Origin of the sequence: Melaminivora jejuensis, assembly GCF_017811175.1 — a bacterium.
GTDB classification, from domain to species: Bacteria; Pseudomonadota; Gammaproteobacteria; order Burkholderiales; family Burkholderiaceae_C; genus Melaminivora; species Melaminivora jejuensis.
This window is the reverse complement of sequence record NZ_JACWIJ010000002.1, coordinates 1,149,931-1,166,537: the sequence shown is the minus strand read 5'-3', so window position 1 is coordinate 1,166,537 and position 16,607 is coordinate 1,149,931. Positions and strand designations below refer to the sequence as shown.

Here is a 16,607-nt window from a genome sequence, read left to right as displayed (position 1 = left end):
CGTCCTAGCGTAGGCTTTGGCGTAGTTTCTTACGCTACGCCAGGTTGGCAAAAAAACCTACGCCAGACACAGGAGAAATTGTACCGTGCAGTTCGACCCGCGCGCCGCAAAGCAGCTCCAATCAGGCCAGCACTTGCTGGTCGATGGTTGTTCGGGGCTGCGTCTGGTAGCTCACAGGCCTGCTCCAAGGTGACGGTCTGGCGGTTGCTCAGCAGCCGCCAGACCACGGGCTGCACTCCCGGCGGGGGATCGATCTCGGTGGCGATCAGGCAGCTGACTTCGATGCGGCCCTGGCGGCTGTCCTTGACAACGACACGCCGCACGCGCACCTCTTGTTTGACGCTGCGCGCCTTGCGGCCACGACCGGCGGCAATCTCAAAGCGCACGCACCCCAGCGGCGCGCTGTCCATCACGTTTTGCCACAGCTTGCCGCCTTCGGGCAGGACGCGGTTGTGCTTGCAGCGCACCAGATAATCGGCTGGATAGTCCAGCTCGTGCGCGCGTTCGAGCAACGCCATGATGTCCCCTTCGCGGTCGCTGATGCACACATGGCGCGTTTGCGGCAGCTGCGCGGCCTGCTCTGCGATGCGCTCATAGCTCTCAATCCAGCGCAGGCTCTCCACAACGCCTGGGCGCTGGCCATCGAGCGGCTTGGGCTCGCGTGCCCACATCCAGGCGTCGGTCACGCCCAGCGGTTCACGCTGCGGGGTGATGACGTAAGTGGGGTGCAGGTACATGCCGCGCTGGGCTTCGTAGCTCAGCGGCCCCAGACCCTGCATTTGCTGGCCGTTGTAGTCCAGCTCCGTGGTGTCTTGCAGGCACAGCACCAGCGGGTGCGCGGCCATGCGCTGGACGCTGGCTTGCCAGTGCGGCTGCATCACGTCCTCCCAGGACAGGCGGTCGTTGTTCAAGAAACGGTAGGCCGCAATCGTCTCTGTCCAATTGCTGCAGGCGTTGGGGATGCTCGCCGTCGGCTTGGCGGCCAGGCGTTCGGCCAGCAGCACCGCCCGCTTGTTCAGCCGTGCATCGCCCAGATCGAGGGTTTCAAATTCCTGTGCTGCCCAGCTCATCGGTTTGCTTCTTTACGGAGAAATGTGGATGGTAGAGGGTTGTGTATAACGAGATGCCCCAAGCCTTCGCTGCTGAACGAAAAGGAGCCGAGTGCAGCCTGTTGTGCGGAGCCTTGTGAATCCCTCAAAACCAAGGTGCCCTGGGGAATGGGGCCGCTGGCGTGACGAACATCGGCTTTGCTTTCGAGCCAAGCAGCCAACTTTCTCGCAAGCCAGGGAGCTTGCAACTTGTTTCGGGAGGCTCGGTCAGCCGCCGTCCCCAACAAGCCCAACTGCTCCTGCTCTGTGCCCTTTGTTGGTGCGGTGGAGGTTGGTGGCACCACCAGGCGCGCATTCGACAGGTGCGGCAGCTCAGTCAAGACTTCGGAGAAGGCATAGAGCGAGAAGGATGGCGACACCATGTCCATCCGATGGTTGGGCTTGAGCCAGGGGCGGATCAAGTCCAAAACCCGATCAGATCCAGCGTTACTGACAAACTTCATTGCGCCCCCTCGCTCGACATCCCGTTGATTCTTTTTGCTTCGCTCACGCACTGCCTCCCCAATGCCCTCGAAGTCGAATGACAGTTGCTTGTGGTGCTTGATCGACAGCAGGAAAAGGGTGTCTTCAACCTGCACGTACAGCACTAGGTAGTGGTTCATCACGTAATCACGCAAGCTGGTCAACGAGGTGCCCACCAGAGCAGCCAGCTTGGCTTTCAGTGCGGCAGTGGCGTTGGTGGCCTCCGCAGAGCCGACAGCACGGTTGAAAAAAGGCCGGCCTAGCTCTGGAAACCGTTCCAGGTTGGGCAGCACCGTGCCGAGCAACTCGTCGATCAATCCGTCGAATGCCTTAGGAGCTTCTGCCTCGGTCAGGAACTGTTCGATGTCGGCCAGGTTCCGCTCGAAGTTGGCGGTGAGCTTGATGGTCACGCGGTTGGTCATGGGATGCCAACGGGACTCAAGCGACTGCACGTCGTTTTTTGATGGCTGACAGTGCTAAGCGAGCATCTTGGGTGCGTCCTGCCACCACGTCATCCAGGCCCTTGGATGCTTCGTCGATCAGCAGCAGGTGGATGCGCTCGCGCTCTAGCTGGTGGTAGTAGTCGAGCCGCTTCGCGTCAATGATGGCGATGTAGGCCTCACCGTTTTTGGTGATGAGTTTTTCAGCACCACCCTGACATCCTCAGCCAGCTCAGAAAAGTTGGCACGAGCGTGGGACAGGGGATCACGTCGCTGGCTGAGATTGCCATAGGGGCCTCCGGTTGACGAGAATTGTGCAAAATTCTGTACATCATACACAGCGCGGGCAGATTCGCGTGCGCCTGCAAAATGGCAGGTCAAAGTTTGGCCGTGTGCGGCATCAGGTGTTGTTCCAATGGCTGTGACATTGTGGCAATGGGGGGCTAACTGTCATGACCCAGTTGGTTCACCCTGGATGATGGAAGACACTGCAGGCGTGCGGGCCAGCACGGGTAGAGGTCGGTCAATTCTTTGATGGCACTCGACCGCGATCGCTAACTTGACCCGCTGCCGACCACTCGTACCCAGGATTGCCTGCGGGCGTTGCACAGACCCAGCCGCGTCAGAGCGCGCCTGACAGCCCACATTAAAGAGAGCCGCCGGGCTTGCCCGGCAGGCCGTTGGTCGGCGGCACCTTGGCTGGTCCGCACCCTTGTGATTGTCATTGAAGCTGCAGGAGAGCCGCAATGGATTTGACCCCGATGCACAAGCGCGTCATTGCGCTGGATGTTCACTAGGCCAAGATCACGGCCTGCGCCGTTATCGAACATGACGATGGCCAGGTCGAGGTCACCAAGCGAGACTTCGGCGCCTTCAAACGCGACCGCCGCGCCTTGGCGCAGTGGGCGCTGGAGATCGCCCCTGAGGTCGTGGTGATGGAGAGCACAGGGCTGTATTGGAAGAGCCCGTTTGTGGCGCTGGAGGCGGTGGGCCTGATCGCGTGGGTGGTCAACGCGCGGCATGTCAAGGCCGTGCCCGGTCGCAAGACCGACATGGCTGATGCGCAGTGGCTGGCCACGCTGGCACGTGCAGGTTTGCTGCGCGCCTCGTTCATCGCGCCGGTGCAGATGCGCCAGCTTCGCTTGGTGGCACGCCAGCGTCAGAAGCTGGTGGGCATGTGCAGCGCCGAGAAGAACCGGCTGCACAAGGTGCTGGTGGACGCGGGCATTCGCATCAACGTGCTGGTGGCCGACATGCACGGACAGAGCGCGCGCGCCATGGTCAAAGCCTTGATTGCGGGCCAACCCATGCACGAGGTGCTGGACCACAAGGGTCGGCTGCGAGCGAGCCGTCAAGAACTGTGCGAGGCCTTGAGCACCCAGCAGTTCAGCGCAGTGCCAGGAGATCATGCAGCACATTGAGCAGATCGAGCAGCGCATCGCCCGCATGGACCAGTACCTGCTGCAGGGCCTGCGGCCCTGGCAGCCGCAGCTCAGGCTGCTGCAGACCCTGCCGGGCATCGACGAGCAGGGTGCGGCCATGCTGCTGGTGGAGATTGGCGCGGACATGAGCGTGTTCGGCAGTGCTGAGCGCCTGGCCAGTTGGGTGGGCATCTGCCCGGGCAACAACGAGAGCGCCGGCAAGCGCAAAACCGGGCGCATCCGCAAGGGCAACGCCTGGGTCAGAAGGCTGCCGTGCGAGTTCGCCCAGGCTGCAGCACGAACGCGCTGCGCACTCAAGGCCAAGTTCGACGCGCTGACCATCCGAAAGGGCCACAAGAAGTCAGTGGTGGCCCTGGCCCACAAGATGCTGCGCACCATCTATGCCATGCTCAGCAACGGCAGTCACTACCAGGACAAGGAAGTCGATTACGAGGCGCTGAACGTTCAGCGCAACGCGCCGCGCTGGATCAAAATGTTGCGCAAGCACGGTTTCATCGCCACGCCCGCTGCCGCCTCAGACTCGATCAGCCCGCTGACCTTGCGGCCCTGGCCTGCCTCAGGTCAGGTGTCTGCACGTACGGTGGCGGGTGTCTTCCACATTAACCGCAGCCACGAAAGCAATATGGTTAGAGAGTTGGGTGGACAACAAAAAAGCCACCTTTCGGTGGCTTTTTTCCTTCTAAATCAACAACTTAGAAAATTTTTCTGGCGGAGAGGGCGGGACTTTCCGCCTAGAGCATCTAAGTCGTTGATTCTTAATGGTATCAAGCACTTACGTGGCATGATGTGGTAAATCCGTGTGGTAAATACGTGTGGTAAATTACTATCTCCGCCACCGTTTTGTTACCCCCTCATGGCTAACATCGAACGCCGTCGAAACACTTGGTACGCCACCTTGCACGTACCCAAAGACGTGCAGCACATCATCGGCAAAGCCAAGCTGTTTGAGACCCTGAAGACCACTGACAAGCGAGTCGCTGAGACCAGGGCTGCCCCCTTGGTTGCCAAGTGGAAGGCCCGCATAGCTGCCGCACGGGGTGAATCTGACCCCTTCATTGACAAGGCCCTGATGTGGCGACAGGAGATCGAGACCAACGAGGCTGCTGAAGTTGTTCGTGATCTCATCGAAGAAGAGGCGAAGAAGTTCGCCCGTGCCCAAGGGCCTGATGCTGGTGCTGCCTTCTACGGCGTGGCTACCGGGACACACGAGCCACTGCTGCCCCACTTTGATGACTGGGCTGCTCAACTGTCACACACGCCCAAGACAGTTGATCAGATGAAGAAGGACGTGCGGCTGATGATCAAGCACTTCGGCACCGTACAGGCCATCACCGGCCAAGGGGTGAGGGAGTGGGTCAGGATGTTGATGCGTGGAACCCCCGCCTCACAAGGCGCAGCAGCAAAGCCAGGAGCATCCGAGTCGTCCATCAAGCGCATCGTGAGCTTCTCGCGCAGCTTCTGGGGCTACCTGCAAGAGATTGAGAAGGCCCCTGGTGAGATTCAGCCCTTCGTCGTTCCGTCCTTCAGCAAGAAGGCAGCCACCAAGGCAACCACCGGCAAGGGAGGCTGGGAACCGTTCCTTCCCCATGAGGTGGTATCCCTGCTCAACGCCGCCGTGGAAAAGGGTGACCAGGAGTTGGCCGATCTCATCAGGCTGGGTATGTACACCGGGGCGCGTATTGAGGAGCTGTGTGCGCTGAAGGTCGAGAACTGCACCAAGGAAGTCTTGTCCATCACCGACAGCAAGACGGATGCCGGGATCAGGCAGGTGCCTGTCCATTCCGCACTGGTTGAGGTTGTGGATCGCTTGATGGCTGCCAGCCAGGATGGCTACCTCTTGTCCGGTTTGACCTTCAACAAGTACGGTGACCGCTCCAATGCCATCGGTAAACGCTTCGGGCGACTGAAGGCATCCCTTGGGTTCCCCGAGAAGAAGGTCTTCCACTCGATCAGAAAGACCGTGGTGACCCTGCTGGAAGACGCTGGGGTCTCTGAGAACCTCACGGCGGACATTGTGGGCCACGAGAAGCCCCGCATCACCTACGGGCTGTACTCAGGAGGGCACTCGCTAGCCTCTATGAAGGATGCTATCGAGAAGATTCGCTACCCGTGAGGCTGGGGATGAGACCTTCCCGAAGCTCGCGTGAAGACCCTTGGCTGAAGCAGTCCAGGAACTCAGATGATCCCAGCGGCTTTGGTCTGAGCAACGGGGCGGTCGCATGGTAGATTCATCAGTTACGGGCAGTCACAGAAACCTGTGAGGCTTTCCCCTTTGAAGAACACTGTGCTATGGGAGTGCAGCAAGAAAAATGACGATTGACCTGAACCAGCTCGAAAACCGCCTCTGGGCCACTGCCAACCAAATGTGGGCCAACACAGGGCTGAAGCCTTCCGAGTTCTCCAACCCTGTGCTGGGCCTGATCTTCCTGCGCTATGCAGAGAAGAAGTTCCACGAGGCTGAAACCACGCTGCTCGACAAGGGGCTGGATGTCTCCGAGATTGAGAAGTTCGACTACCAGGCCGAGGGTGCGCTGTATCTGCCAGAGAACGCCCGCTTCACCTACCTGCTTGATCTGGCAGAAGACCATGATCTGGGCCGAGCCGTCAATGAGGCGATGTCTGCTGTGGAGACCGAGAACGAAGAGTTGAAGGGTGTGCTGCCCCGCTCCTACGGGAAGCTGCCCAACACCGTCCTGGTCGAGTTGCTGCGTGTGCTCAATGGCCTGGGAGAGATCGAGGGCGATGCCTTCGGGAAGATTTACGAATACTTCCTGGGCAAGTTCGCAATGGCAGAAGGCCAAAAGGGGGGCGTGTTCTACACCCCCACCAGCATCGTCAAGCTGATCGTCGAAATCATCGAACCCTTCCACGGCAAGATTTTTGACCCTGCCTGTGGATCGGGGGTATGTTTGTTCAGAGTGCCCAGTTCGTCAGCCGTCACAAAAAGCGGGCAGCCGAGGAGTTGACCGTCTTCGGCACCGAGAAGGCCAACGACACGGTGAAGCTGGCGAAGATGAACCTCGCAGTGCATGGCCTGTCTGGTGACATCCGGGAGTCCAACACCTACTACGAAGACCCCCACAAGGCCCTGGGCAAGTTCGACTTCGTCATGGCGAACCCGCCCTTCAACGTCTCAGGGGTGGACAAGGAGCGGTTGAGCGATGACCCCCGGTTCTCCTACGGCATCCCCAATACGGACAACGCCAACTACCTGTGGATTCAACTGTTCTACACCGCACTGAATGAGCAGGGTCGTGCAGGCTTTGTCATGGCGAACTCGGCGGGGATGCACGGGGCACTGAGCTGGAGATTCGCAAGAAGCTGATCCAGACAGGTGGTGTGGATGTGATCGTCTCGGTGGGTTCCAACTTCTTCTACACCGTCACGCTGCCCTGCACCTTGTGGTTCTTTGACAAGGCCAAAGCCAAGGGCTGGCGCAAAGACCAAGTGCTGTTCATTGATGCGCGGAGCTTCTACCGGCAGGTGAGCCGTGCGCACCGTGACTTTCTGCCTGAGCAGATCGAGTTCCTGGCAAACATCGTGCGGCTGTGGCGCATTGAAGCCGTTGAGACTGAGGCAGGTAGCCAGGAGTTGATCCAGCAGCACTTCCCGGAGGGGCGCTATCAGGATGTGCCAGGAGTGTGCAAGGTTGCGACGCTGGCGCAGATTGAGGCGCAGGGGTGGAGCCTGAACCCTGGGCGCTATGTGGGGGTGGCTGATCGTGGGTCTGATGACTTTGATTTTTTGGAACGACTGGAAGTTCTCGCTGAAGAGTTGACGCTGATGAATTTTGAAGCAAAGGAACTCGAAGAACGTATTCAGATGAACCTAGCGTCCTTTCTTGAGGATCGATCATGAGTTGGCCCGAGATGCGGTTTGGCTCGCTTTTCCTAGAGCCGTCACGCAACGGCCTTTATAAGGCGAAAGAGTTCCATGGCGATGGCGCAAAGATAATCAACATGGGCGAACTTTTTGCATATCCATTTGTTGGATGTCAACAAATGAAGCGCCTTCAGGTTACCAATATAGAGTTGGCGAGGTTCGGTGTCTCCAATGGAGACCTTTTGTTTGCTCGTAGAAGTTTGATCGAGGCTGGTGCAGGGAAGTGTGTCATCGTTGAAAACCTTTCCGAGCCGACAGTATTTGAATCATCTATTATCCGCGTTCGTCTTGACACTTCACGTACTCTACCGCGTTTTTACTACTACTACTTTCGAAGTCCTATTGGGCGGTCGCGTATAGAAGCGATTATTACGGGTGCAGCTCAGAAGGGAATTCGCAGTTCTGAGTTGGCAGATATCAGTATCCATGCTCCACCGCTTGAAGAGCAGCGCCGCATAGCCTTCATCCTGTCCGCCTACGACGACCTGATCGAGAACAATACCCGCCGTATCGCCATCCTTGAGGAAATGGCCCGGAGGATTTACGAGGAGTGGTTTGTCCACTTCCGTTTTCCAGGGCATGAACAGGTGAAGATGGTGGAGTCGGAACTGGGGTTGATACCGGAGGGGTGGAGCTTCAAGCCAATTACTACTATTGCCACCGTTAAGTACGGGAAGGGTCTTCCCACTAAATATCTTGTCGAGAATGGTGATTACCCTGTTTATGGGGCTGCAAAAATTATCGGTCGATTCAATGAGTACACTTGTGAAAATAGAACCCTGATTGTTGGCTGCCGAGGGAGTGTTGGAGTTCCTCAGATCACACTGCCAAGATGTTTTGTGACGAATAACTCATTTACCATCAATCCCCAAAACCCCAACGGGATGCTTTGGTTGTTCCAAGCATTGAAATACAGGGGGCTAAATGATGTTATTGGTGGTGCGGCACAGCCACAAATAACAATTGAGGGATTGGATAATGCAAAAATGCTGACTCCTGGCGACACCTTTCTCGAAAAATACAACGAGGCAGTGTTGCCATTGTTTAATCTCGCATGGAATCTTCAATTCCAGAACGCCAACCTCCGCACCACCCGAGACCTACTGCTCCCCAAGCTGATCTCCGGTGAACTCGACGTGTCCAACCTGCCTGAACCTGGGGAGGCCATCGCAGCATGAATGCCGTTCTCACCACCAAAGACGTGACTGCCGGTTACGGGGAACTCGCACTCGTCGAGTTACCAGCCATCGACTGCCTTGCTTCCTTGGGGTGGGAAACGGCCAACCTCTACAACGAGACCTTCGGGGTTGACGGCACGGAGGGACGCAAATCCTCTGCAGAGGTCATCCTGGTGCCACGCCTCAAGAAGGCCCTGGAACGCATCAACCCTGGCCACCCAGCCACAGCCTACGAACAGGCCATCAATCAGCTCACAGAAGACCGCTCCAAGCAGATTCCGGTCAATGCCAATCAAGCGTTCTACAAGCTGCTGCGTGACCGGGTGAAGGTGGAGATCACGGACGACGATGGCAACCCGCAGACGGTGGAGCTATCGGTGGTGGACTGGAAGAACCCAGACAACAACGACTTCTTCCTCACCCAGCAGATGTGGGTCTCAGGGGAGATGTACAAGCGCCGCTGTGACCTCGTGGGCTTCGTCAATGGCATCCCGCTGGTCTTCATCGAACTGAAGGCGCCCCACGTTCCCCTGAAGTCGGCCTACGACGACAACCTGAAGGACTACAAGGGCCAGAGCGTCCCGCAACTGTTCCACCCCAACGCATTCATCATCCTCTCCAATGGCTCCCAGACCCGTGTGGGAACGCTCACCAGCCCCTGGGAACACTTCTTCGAGTGGCGGCGCATTGACGATGAGACCGAGGCAGGATCGACCTCGCTGGAGACAGCCTTGCGGGGCCTGTGCGACAAGCGCCGGTTGCTTGATGTGGTGGAGAACTTCACCGTTTTTGAGACTGCACGGGGTGGCCTGATCAAGAAGGTTGCCAAGAACCACCAGTACCTCGGTGTGAATAAGGCTATCGAGCAGATGATTAAGCTGCGTGAGTCGGGTGACCGAGAGGCAGCCAAACGCCTTGGTGTGTTCTGGCACACACAAGGCAGCGGCAAGAGTCTGTCGATGGTGTTCTTCACCCAGAAGGTGCTACGCAAGCTCCCTGGCAAGTGGACGTTCGTGATGGTCACTGACCGATCCGAACTTGATGACCAGATTTACAAGACCTTCACTGCCACCGGGGCCATCACCGGGGCAGAGGTGCAGGCCACCAGTGCAGAGAACCTCAAGCAGTTGCTGCGCGAAGACCACCGCTATGTCTTCAGCCTGATCCAGAAGTTCCGCACCGAGAAGGGCGAGGCGTACCCCAAGATTTCTGATCGGGACGACATCATCGTCATCACCGACGAGGCACACCGCAGCCAGTACGACGTGTTCGCTCTGAATATGCGTAACGCCCTGCCCCATGCAGCCTTCCTGGGCTTCACGGGCACCCCGCTGATTGCTGGTGAGGAGGAGCGTACCCGCGAGGTCTTCGGTGAGTACGTCTCGGTCTATGACTTTGCACGATCCATCGAGGATGGGGCCACGGTGCCGCTGTACTACGAGAACCGCACACCCGAACTCCAGATCACCAACGAGAACCTGAACCAGGACATTGAGCAACTGCTGGAAGAGGCAGAACTCGACGAGGAACAGGAGAAGAAACTGGAGCGGGAGTTCGCCAGGGAGTACCACCTGATCACCCGCGATGACCGGCTGGAGACGGTGGCTGCTGATTTGGTCAAGCACTTCCTCGGGCGGGGCTATCGGGGCAAGGCCATGATGGTCTGCATCGACAAAGCCACGGCGGTGAAGATGTACGACAAGGTGCAGGCCCACTGGAAGCAGCATCTGGCCGAACTGAAGGGGCAACTGAAGACCGCCACGGGCGATGCTAGAGAGACCCTGATCGACAAGATCAAGGTGATGGAAACCACCGACATGGCCGTGGTGGTGTCGCAGTCTCAGAACGAGATTGAAGACCTGAAGGCCAAGGGCCTGGACATCGTTCCACACCGACAGCGCATGGTCAGTGAGAACCTGGACGATCAGTTCAAAGACCCTGATGGCCCACTGCGGCTGGTCTTCGTCTGTGCCATGTGGATCACTGGGTTTGATGTGCCCACTTGCTCGACCTTGTACCTCGACAAGCCCATGCGCAACCACACCCTGATGCAGACCATCGCCCGTGCTAACCGGGTGGCAGCAGGCAAGACAGCAGGGCTGATCGTCGATTACGTGGGCATCTTCCGCAACCTTCAGGATGCCCTGCGCATCTATGCCAAACCCAACCAGCCGGGGCAACTGCCCATCAAAGAGAAGGCTGCCCTGGTGGAGCAACTGGAGGGGCTGCTGAAAGAGGCTCAGGCGTTCTGTACGGGCCTTGGAATCGACCTGAATGGGATCGTAGCTACACCACCAGCCAAGCGCCTGGAGGCCCTTCAGAAGGCGATGGACGTGATCCTAGAGGCGGGGGAAGACAAGACCAAGGCGTACCTGCTGCTGTCTGGTCAGGTTGCCCGTACCTTCAAGGCCATCCTGCCTGACCCAGAGGCCAACGCCCATGCTCCCACCTCGGTGCTGGTGTCGTACCTGGGGGCCATGATCAAGGCCCTGAGGCCACCACCAGACATCTCAGGGGTCATGAGCGACCTGGATGCTCTGCTGGATGATTCGATTGCCACGGAGGGCTACCGCATTGGTGAACGCCCACAGGCAGAGGCTTTGATCGACCTGTCCCAGATCGACTTCGCTGCCTTGCAGAAGAAGTTCGAGGAAGGCAAGAAGGCCACCGAGACCGAGAAGCTCAAGGGCCAGATCGAGAAGAAGCTGGACAAGATGGTCAGGGAGAACAAGGGCCGGATCGACTTCCTGGAGAAGTTCCAGAAGCTGATCGAGTCCTACAACGCATCCAGCCACAACCTGGAAGGGTTCTTCAAGGAGCTGATGAGCTTTGCCCAGAACCTGACTGAGGAGGAGCAGCGGGCACACCGGGAAAACCTGACCGAGGAAGAACTGGCGATCTTCGACTTGTTGACTCAGCCCGAACCTGCCCTATCCGAGAAGGAAAAGGACGAGGTGAAGAAGGTCGCCAAGGAGTTGCTGGCGAAGCTCAAGGCCGAGAAGCTGGTGCTGGACTGGAAGCTCAAGACCCAAACCAAGGCCGATGTGGAGCGCACCATCAGGGACTTCTTCATCCAACTGCCCAAGGCGTACACCATCGAGTTGAAGAAAGAGAAGCGATCCAAGACCTACGCCCACATCTACGAGAACTACTCAGGGGCTGGTCAGAGCGTGTACCAGGGGATGGGTGCCGGGTTGCACTGAAGTGGCTGTGGTGTGTGAGCTTCAGCGAGGGCGCAGCCCGAGGGCTTTGCGAACTTCAGGGGCTGTGGTTGGACTGCTGTTGGACTGGTGCGGTGCTGGGGGGTTAAGGCCCACAGATAGCATGGATCAAATGATAATTTTTCTCATTTGCACCAAAAAAACCCCTCCTCAAAGCGGTGAGGCCATGAGAAGGGGTTGTCTTGAGATCGTGGATCAACGCAAGTGCTCAAGGGCGCAGCCCGAAGGCTTTGCGACACGATTGCCTTGTGGACGGAAGCGTCCTGTGGCCTCGCTGAGGCTCTCCAGCACCAGGGCAAAAGCAGCCCATAAGGGCAGATTGGGAACTGTCGTCTTGAAGCCTTCCGAGACAAGGCCAACGCTCTTGGTGATGTCAGCACCCGAGACCCCCACACGCCGCAGCACTTGATGGAGCCTGGGGTACGTGGTGGGTTCTTGCATGTTGGCAATCCGTATCCCAGCACGGTGAAGGTAGCCCCTCAAGTGCCCCGCATCAGTCCTGTTCCAACGCTCGATGAGCTTGTGCCATGCCTTGCTGTTCTTGCTGACAGTCTCCCGTCCTGGGGGCTTTGCCTGGATCATGTTGGCAACATCAATCAGCACACCTGAAGCCTGTGGTGCCTTCCGCTTTACAGGGCCAGCAAGTGGTGTTGAGGGGCTGGTTGAGGGGTAAGTCTTTGAAGGGCTTGAAGGCCCTCCTGAGAGGCTCTTGGCCTGTTTCATGCCTCAATGACGGAAACACCCTGCATGGTGAGCTTCTCCACCAGAGAAACAGGGAGGTCGAATTTCAGGGCAGTCTCTTGGATTGCCCATTCGGCACTCGCTCGGCATCTGGCCGGGGACTTCCAGTGATCGTGTTCAGTGAGCTTGTCGTAGTAGCGCAGTGCAGGCAGGGCGTTTTCCTTGATGGTCTTGTGAAGAGTCGCCACTAGGGTCGGAGACAAATCCTCCTGGCCTTTTGAGTACCCGCCGTGCTGACGGATCGAGGGAAGCACAGTGCCCAAGACCCACCGCTTGAATGCCTTGGCTTCAGGTCGGCGGCTTCCAAGAATCAAGGAATACAGACCCTCCTCATTGATGACCACGGGGGCACTGCCAGCCAAGCCTAAGGAAAACTTAGCCTTGCATTCTGGCTCTACGTGCGTATCGACAGCGACCGTGGTGTTCTTGTAGCCGAGGGCTTTGCAGACATCCGTAGCAACAAACCACGGCTCCTCACGGTGGTGGATCATTCGGATTGTCCCGAATGCCTCGTGCTCAAACGTGGTGTGGACGAATACAGCGGCATTTGCGAGTGCTCGGCACGAGTGCCTTGCGGGTTGCCCTGTTTGTGTCTTGTTCATGGTGTGTGTCTTTCTTTGGTTGAAACCCTCCAGCCGAGTCCACCCACAATGCGGCCCAAGACAGGACACACATGAAACCTATACCGCATTGCGGCAAGGCGGGAGGGCTCCAGCCAAAGAAGGTTCTTGGTTGGAAATTGGCCGTGGATGGCCGCGTCATCCCCCTGAATCAAGGGGATGGATGGGTCAGTGAATGACCATGTTGGAGGTGCTATCGGGAGCAGGTTGAAGAGCCAATTCAGTCCTGTCTTCCGTGACCACTGGTGTGGCTACTGGAAGTTCACCGGAAGATGACTTCAGCTTTTCTGACGCAAGGTCTCGATCTTGGTCAGTAACCAAGATGGCCTGCATCGCCAAGTGGGAGGCAACGTCACGGGAGAGGGTGTAGTCAGTGTGGGGGCCTCGATCAGCAGTGGGTCTGATGCCGTGGAAGACTTACGCGGAAATTTCCGCGTTAATCCCTGAGTCTTCAAACGGAGAAAATCCTCCGTTGATCTCTCCGCCAGGAACAGCCGCTGATGGAAGCGACTGACCATGGTGATCATGGTTCTTGGTGATTCTTGATGGTATTGACCAGGATGGATCACATCACCAGCATCCCTTCAGCCATACCTTCAGTCTGGACTTCCGTGACCACTGGTGTGGTGTCTGGAAGTTCACCGAAGATCAACTGAAGTAGTCCCATGAGTGCAGATCACTATGGTTCTATCAAGGATGATTTCATCAAGGGAGACAACTAAGTATTCACCTAGCTGCTTCCCTTAGATTCCTCCGCATCCACCGATGAGCCAAGTCCTCCACCTTTGGGGGTGGTGATCAAGGGTACCGACCTCATCCAGGGTGCATCACTTCCTGAACCGTCTTGGTGGATGTTCAGCTTACTCCGGTGGGTCGTCCACCCAGGGAAGGGTGAATGACCAGCGATCCAGAGCAGTCCTGTCCACGGTACTTAACATCGTTGGTACGGAGGCAGAAGTCGTCGGTTTTCACCTGAGCCGCTCCCTTGAGTTCCTCCGGGGAGACTTGCATCTCCTCCAGGACTGCGGGCATTTCATTAAACGTCGATTTCATATGCGTTTTTGCATATGAAGCTATGGGTTTTGCAGGGGCAGAGGGCCTTGCTACTGCCCTTGATGGCGCTTCCTGACTCTTGCCTTCACTCTCCCTCCACGAGGCCTCTATGAGGCCGCCAAGGCCCTTCCTGCGCCTCCCTGAAACGCCCTTTTGACCGAGGCCGTAGAGATGCCGAAGTGTTCTGCTGTGGCCTTGATGCTGGCGCTGTTGGCCTGTCGCCATTGGCGCACCTCTTCATCGTTGATCACCTTCTCGCGGCCTAGGTTCTTCCCCTCGGCCCTGGCTCTCTCGATCCCAGCCATCTGCCGTGCCTTGATGTTCTCCCGCTCCAGTTCAGCGACTGCTGCCAGCATGGTGAGCATCAGTTTCCCGGCAGGGGTGGCGAGGTCGAAGCCTTCTCGCATCGAGACCACGGAGACCTTCTTAGCCTGGAGTGCTTCCACCGTGCTAAGAACGTCGATGGTGTTACGGCCAAGGCGGTCGATGGCAACCACCACCACCGTGTCACCCTCACGCACGTAGGACAGCAAGGCGCTCATAGCAGGGCGCTGAGAGGCCGGGATGCTGCCCGATACTCCTTCCTCCTCGAACCATCTGGAGACCTTGTAGCGGCTCTCTATGGCCCTGCGCTGGTTCTCGTTGGTTTGGTCGTCGGTGCTGACTCGGACGTAGGCGATGACTGAGGACATGGGGAATGGCTCCTGCCAGGATGGCTCACAATGTATGGCTCACATCATAGGCGGTGGCTCATTAAAAATCAACAGCAATGATCCAAGCGGCAGAGGTTGATTTTGGGTGGCTCACAGGGAGTACCTTTTGATCCACAGGAGTAGAGCCTGTGGGTGTGTCCTCCGGCCACAGGAGAACACCGTGAACAACACCATCACCCTCGACAACACCACCATCAAAACTGACAGCGCAGGCCGCTACTGCCTGAACGATCTGCACAAGGCAGCGGGTGGTGAGCCGAACCATCAACCAGCCTTCTTTCTGCGTCGTGAAGAGACCGCCGAACTAATGGTTGAACTTTCTAATTCTGCGGATTCGCAGAGTTACCAACCTGTGATCTCGAACGCTGGTCGCTACGGTGGAACCTACGTCTGCATGGAACTGGCCTATGCCTACACCATGTGGTTGGCCGAGGTAGGACAGGCTGTCACACCACCGAGTCCCTGCCCGAAGTGCTGCCATGTGGTTTGCACAGGCTGGTGTCCAACCGTTGGACACCTCGGAGTCACACCCGACCCGCATCAGGATGTGGTTCGCGGAACACTGGGCCGTTGTCGGAGCCTCCGATAACGAGGTGACCCACCCGACGTGGATCAGAAAGGCGTTCAACGAGCAGAAGACCACCGAGACCCTGCCCGAAGTGCTGCCATACGGTTGGGCCAGCCCTGTAAAAGGGACAGATTTGTCCTGTTTACTACCGACCCGCTCACCAGATGTGATGAGCGCCCTCTCAAATTACACCCTGTCTGCGTGGAGTCGGACGATCCTCCACTAGACAGCGGCTGTCCAGTAGATGCCACTCACCCTCACCGCCTTTGTCAGTGGGCACGAGAGCAGAAGACCACCGAGTCCCTGCCCGAAGTGCTGCCATGTGGTTGGCCGAGGTGTCGGCGGCGATGACACCAGCTTTCCCACAGGGGATGAGGTGTGTGACGGTCTCACACCCCACACACCTTCGTCAGTGGTTCAACGAGCAGAAGACCACCGAGACCCTGCCCGAGGGGCTGCCATGTGGATGGTAGGGCACTGGGCTACTGTGGAGTGACTCCACACAAGCGAGTCCCATCCCAAGAACATCCGAGAGCTTTGCATCCACCACCACCACCTCCACAGGAGAACACCATGAACAACGTGTCCACCTTCAACTTCAACACCAACAACATCCGAGTCATCACCATCAACGGCCAGCCCTGGTTCGCTGCGGTTGATGCTTGCCGTGTTCTTGGGTTGAACAACACTGCCAACGCTGTGCGCCCGCTGGATGAAGCTGAGAAGGGTATTCAAACTTTTAACACCCCTGGTGGGTGCCAGCGTCTAACGACCGTCTCCGAGTCCGGCCTCTACAAGCTGATCATGCGCAGCTACAAGCCAGAAGCCAAGGCGTTCCACCGCCTACCTGCTGGCGCTGGGTATATGAAGGGGACACCCTCGCCGTGGTCACCGAGAGCGAAGACTTCCTTTATTCAGGGAGTGCAAGCACAGCCACACTACACCCCCGGCACGGGGGAACTCGGCACAGTATTGCTTAGGGGTGAGACCTCGAAAGTTTGCGGTAAAAAATCGTGGGAGCCTCTGGGGGTGATCAACCACCTGGGCGTGTGGTAACTGCGTGTGGTAAGTCACCAAACCTGAAAAAGAAAAAACCCTTGCAAATCAATGACTTACAAGGGTTCATCTATTTTGGCGGAGAGGGCGTCCGTCACTTAGCAGTCTAGGGTAGTTCGAAA

At 57.7% G+C, this 16,607-nt stretch carries 11 protein-coding genes and 3 pseudogenes; 8 read left to right on the top strand and 6 right to left on the bottom strand.

The features are described 5' to 3' along the window. Positions 1 to 29: 29 nt before the first annotated feature. The 3 genes and pseudogenes from IDM45_RS05635 to IDM45_RS17555 form a co-directional block, all read right to left on the bottom strand. The gene (locus tag IDM45_RS05635) at positions 30 to 1,070 is read right to left on the bottom strand and encodes an IS4 family transposase (RefSeq protein WP_209421987.1); all 1,041 of its coding nucleotides are present in this window, start codon (positions 1,068 to 1,070) and stop codon (positions 30 to 32) included. Beyond that, on the bottom strand, positions 1,067 to 1,993 hold the full coding sequence (locus tag IDM45_RS18075) for a type II toxin-antitoxin system RelE/ParE family toxin (RefSeq protein ID WP_209421986.1): 927 nt from the start codon (positions 1,991 to 1,993) through the stop codon (positions 1,067 to 1,069). The genes IDM45_RS05635 and IDM45_RS18075 overlap by 4 nt, the downstream gene beginning before the upstream one ends. 16 nt (positions 1,994 to 2,009) lie before the next feature. Then, positions 2,010 to 2,301, bottom strand: a pseudogene (locus IDM45_RS17555) (prevent-host-death protein). Positions 2,302 to 2,814: 513 nt separating this feature from the next. On the opposite strand from IDM45_RS17555, the pseudogene IDM45_RS05625 reads away from it, so the two are divergent. The 6 genes and pseudogenes from IDM45_RS05625 to IDM45_RS05595 all read left to right on the top strand — a co-directional run. Beyond that, positions 2,815 to 3,967: pseudogene (locus IDM45_RS05625) on the top strand (IS110 family RNA-guided transposase); the annotation flags it as partial. Between the two features lie 339 nt (positions 3,968 to 4,306). Further along, entirely contained in the window at positions 4,307 to 5,566 is a 1,260-nt protein-coding gene (locus IDM45_RS05620; RefSeq protein WP_209421985.1) for a DUF6538 domain-containing protein, read from the top strand. 196 nt (positions 5,567 to 5,762) lie between these two features. Next, positions 5,763 to 6,778, top strand: a pseudogene (locus IDM45_RS18240) (type I restriction-modification system subunit M). Positions 6,779 to 6,792: 14 nt separating this feature from the next. After that, on the top strand, positions 6,793 to 7,311 hold the full coding sequence (locus tag IDM45_RS17910) for an N-6 DNA methylase (RefSeq protein ID WP_325168948.1): 519 nt from the start codon (positions 6,793 to 6,795) through the stop codon (positions 7,309 to 7,311). Beyond that, complete coding sequence (locus tag IDM45_RS05600) at positions 7,308 to 8,513, top strand: restriction endonuclease subunit S (protein ID WP_209421982.1); 1,206 nt, start codon at positions 7,308 to 7,310, stop codon at positions 8,511 to 8,513. Before IDM45_RS17910 ends, IDM45_RS05600 begins: the two co-directional genes overlap by 4 nt. Further along, positions 8,510 to 11,716 (top strand): type I restriction endonuclease subunit R, encoded by a 3,207-nt coding sequence (locus tag IDM45_RS05595; RefSeq protein ID WP_209421981.1) that lies wholly within the window; start codon positions 8,510 to 8,512, stop codon positions 11,714 to 11,716. Before IDM45_RS05600 ends, IDM45_RS05595 begins: the two co-directional genes overlap by 4 nt. A 213-nt stretch (positions 11,717 to 11,929) precedes the next feature. Here the strand turns inward: IDM45_RS05595 and IDM45_RS05590 are convergent, their stop codons facing one another. The 3 genes from IDM45_RS05590 to IDM45_RS05580 form a co-directional block, all read right to left on the bottom strand. Then, on the bottom strand, positions 11,930 to 12,175 hold the full coding sequence (locus IDM45_RS05590) for a hypothetical protein (protein WP_209421980.1): 246 nt from the start codon (positions 12,173 to 12,175) through the stop codon (positions 11,930 to 11,932). Positions 12,176 to 12,453: 278 nt separating this feature from the next. Then, the gene (locus IDM45_RS05585) at positions 12,454 to 13,077 is read right to left on the bottom strand and encodes a BRO-N domain-containing protein (RefSeq protein ID WP_209421979.1); all 624 of its coding nucleotides are present in this window, start codon (positions 13,075 to 13,077) and stop codon (positions 12,454 to 12,456) included. A gap of 1,178 nt (positions 13,078 to 14,255) precedes the next feature. Then, entirely contained in the window at positions 14,256 to 14,840 is a 585-nt protein-coding gene (locus IDM45_RS05580) for a recombinase family protein (protein WP_209421978.1), read from the bottom strand. Between the two features lie 181 nt (positions 14,841 to 15,021). On the opposite strand from IDM45_RS05580, the gene IDM45_RS05575 reads away from it, so the two are divergent. Beyond that, on the top strand, positions 15,022 to 15,450 hold the full coding sequence (locus tag IDM45_RS05575) for a KilA-N domain-containing protein (protein ID WP_209421977.1): 429 nt from the start codon (positions 15,022 to 15,024) through the stop codon (positions 15,448 to 15,450). Between the two features lie 552 nt (positions 15,451 to 16,002). Further along, positions 16,003 to 16,485, top strand: coding sequence for a BRO-N domain-containing protein (locus IDM45_RS05570; RefSeq protein ID WP_209421976.1), 483 nt, complete (start codon positions 16,003 to 16,005; stop codon positions 16,483 to 16,485). The last annotated feature ends 122 nt before the right edge of the window (positions 16,486 to 16,607 follow it).